The organism is Novosphingobium mangrovisedimenti (assembly GCF_025153475.1).
GTDB classification, from domain to species: domain Bacteria; phylum Pseudomonadota; class Alphaproteobacteria; order Sphingomonadales; family Sphingomonadaceae; genus Novosphingobium; species Novosphingobium mangrovi_A.
On the sequence record NZ_JANZXA010000039.1, the window covers coordinates 1 to 2,635 of the forward strand.

Sequence of the window (2,635 nt, forward strand, 5' to 3'; positions counted from 1 at the left end):
GTGCCGCGCGACAATCAGGATGAGAGACCAGCGTCAATCAAGATGAGAATCGCCACCTGCTGATCCGGCGTAGGGCGTAGCCCGGAGCCGGATCAGCAGGTGGCGATGGCGCCCTTTTCAGGGGCGTTTCTGGTGGTCGCGGCCGGTCAGGTACTCAGAGGCATAACTTCGCGAGAGGGGATGCCGCGGATGCCGGGCCGCCACGTCAACGATCATCAGATGAGGCTCTACATGAAGCTCCGACAGACCCACGCCGTGCCGGTGGCGGCCGCCAAGGCCGGTATCAGCCCGGCGACGGCATATCGCATCGAGGGAGATCCTCGGCTCCCATCTCAAAGACAGGCGCAGCGAGAGCGACGGCGCCCTGACCCATTAGCCGGGATATTCGAGGAAGAGGTCGTTCCCTTGCTCCAGGCTGCGCCTGGCGTCCGGGTGGTTGCCATTTTCGAGGAGATGCTGCGCCGGCATCCTGATCTCGATGCAGGCATCCGACGGACATTGGAACGACGTATCCGGGCATGGCGGGCCATTCATGGCCCTGAACAGGAAGTGATCTTCCGGCAGGTGCATGAGCCAGGACGGCTCGGCCTATCGGACTTTACCGAGATGAAGGATGAGGAGGTAACGGTCGCCGGCGTGCCGCTCGATCATCGCCTCTATCATTTTCGGCTGATGTGGTCGGGCTTCGAACACGCCCATGTCATTCTGGGCGGCGAGAGCTATGTCGCTTTGGCCGAGGGGCTGCAAAACGCCCTGTGGGCCGTCGGCGGCGCCCCGACCGAGCATCGCAGCGACAGCCTGTCAGCCGCGTTCCGTAACCTGGATGCCGACGCCCGGCAGGATCTGACGCTGCGCTATGACGCCCTGTGCGAGCATTATGGCATGACGCCCACGCGTAATAACCGCGGGGTTGCCCATGAGAATGGCGGGATCGAGAGCCCGCACGGGCATTTGAAGGCGGCGATAAAGGACGCGCTGCTGATGCGCGGATCGCGGGACTTCGATGATCTGGCGAGCTATCGGCACTTCATCGACGAGGTCGTCAGCCGCAAGAACCGGCGCAATGGCCCGCGCATCGACGCCGAGCGTGCGGTATTGCAACCGCTACCCGGCGCCCGCACCAGCGATTATGAGGAGACGATCGTCACGGTCACATCGAGCAGCAGCTTCACCCTTCGCAAGGTGTTCTACACCGTGCCCTCACGGCTGATCGGACACAGGCTACGGGTCCGGCTTTACGATGACCGGCTCGATCTCTTCATCGGCGGCACCCACCTGATGACGCTGCAGCGGGGACGGTCCTTCAACAATGGTGCCCACGGCCATGTGGTCGATTATCGGCACGTCATCCATAGCCTTCGGCGCAAACCGATGGCGCTCCTGAAGCTGGTCTATCGTGATCAACTGTTCCCACGGGAGCCTTATCGGCAGATCTTCGATCGGCTCATTGCCGCGTTGCCGGAACGGATCGCTTGCCGGCATATGGTCGAACTGTTGGCCATGGCCCACGAAAGGGCTTGCGAAGCCGAACTTGCTGATCTGCTGGCCGCCGACGTGGCTGCCGATCGTCTTCCTGACATGGATGCCTTGCGGACACGCTTCGCTCCCGATCCGGCGGCGCTTCCCGATGTCGTTGTGGAACTGGTCCCCCTTACCACCTACGATGTTCTTCTGACGGGAGAAGCCGCATGAGCCGGAACGCACCCGCTATCGACGCCCAGCGCCTGAGCCTCATCCTCAACGACCTGCGCCTGCCGGCGATCAAACTGGTCTGGTCCGACTTCACCACGCGGGCTGACAAGGAAGGCTGGCCTGGCGCCCGGCTGCTTGCGGCGCTCGCCGAGCATGAGATCGCAGAACGGGATCGTCGCCGGATCGAAAGGCATCTGGGCGAAGCCCGCCTGCCACCAGGCAAGACTCTCGACAGCTTCGCCTTCGACGCGGTGCCGATGATCTCGCGCGCCCAGGTTACGGCGCTGTGTTCTGGTGATGGCTGGCTTGAAAAAGGCGCAAACCTCATCCTGTTCGGTCCACCGGGCGGGGGTAAAACCCATCTGGCAGCCGCAATCGGCCTCGCGCTGATCGAAAATGGCTGGCGCGTCCTGTTCACCCGCACCTCCGATCTGGTCCAGAAACTTCAGGTCGCCCGCCGTGAGTTGGCGCTCGAGGCCGCGATCACCAAGCTGGACAAATATCATCTGCTGGTCCTCGACGACCTTGCATATGTGACCAAGGATCAGGCCGAAACGTCCGTCCTCTTCGAGCTGATCAGCGCACGGTACGAACGGCGCTCCACGCTCATCACCGCAAACCAGCCCTTTGGCGAATGGAACCGGGTCTTCCCCGATCCCGCCATGACGCTCGCCGCAGTGGACCGCCTTGTTCACCACGCGACGATCTTCGAGATGAACGTCGAAAGCTATCGCCGCCGTTCCGCGCTCCAGCGTCAATCACGCGCTGGCCGGCCACCGACCTTCGCGACAATCAAGTCGACCGAGGAAATGTCGCGCGCCGACAATCAAACCTGCGAGTAACGGCTTGCCAGCGTCAATCAAAGCAGGCACCACGTCAACACCGCGACGATCAGTTCTCATCCTGATTGGCGGAAACTTCTCATCCAGATCGCCGCGCCATA

Annotated in this window: 2 protein-coding genes; both read left to right on the plus strand. The window is 62.5% G+C overall.

The genetic code is table 11. The features are described 5' to 3' along the window. The first annotated feature begins 189 nt into the window (after window positions 1-189). Window positions 190-1,692 carry an IS21 family transposase gene (istA, locus tag NZK81_RS21280; RefSeq protein WP_066522224.1) on the plus strand — a complete coding sequence of 501 codons (1,503 nt, stop codon included), beginning with the start codon at window positions 190-192 and terminating at the stop codon, window positions 1,690-1,692. Beyond that, entirely contained in the window at window positions 1,689-2,534 is an 846-nt protein-coding gene (gene istB, locus NZK81_RS21285) for an IS21-like element helper ATPase IstB (protein WP_066522210.1), read from the plus strand. Before istA ends, istB begins: the two co-directional genes overlap by 4 nt. The last annotated feature ends 101 nt before the right edge of the window (window positions 2,535-2,635 follow it).

Coding starts and splice junctions, on each gene's coding strand:
- istA (WP_066522224.1), top strand. CDS start 190: ATGCCGGGCCGCCACGTCAACGATCATCAGATGAGGCTCTACATGAAG.
- istB (WP_066522210.1), top strand. CDS start 1,689: ATGAGCCGGAACGCACCCGCTATCGACGCCCAGCGCCTGAGCCTCATC.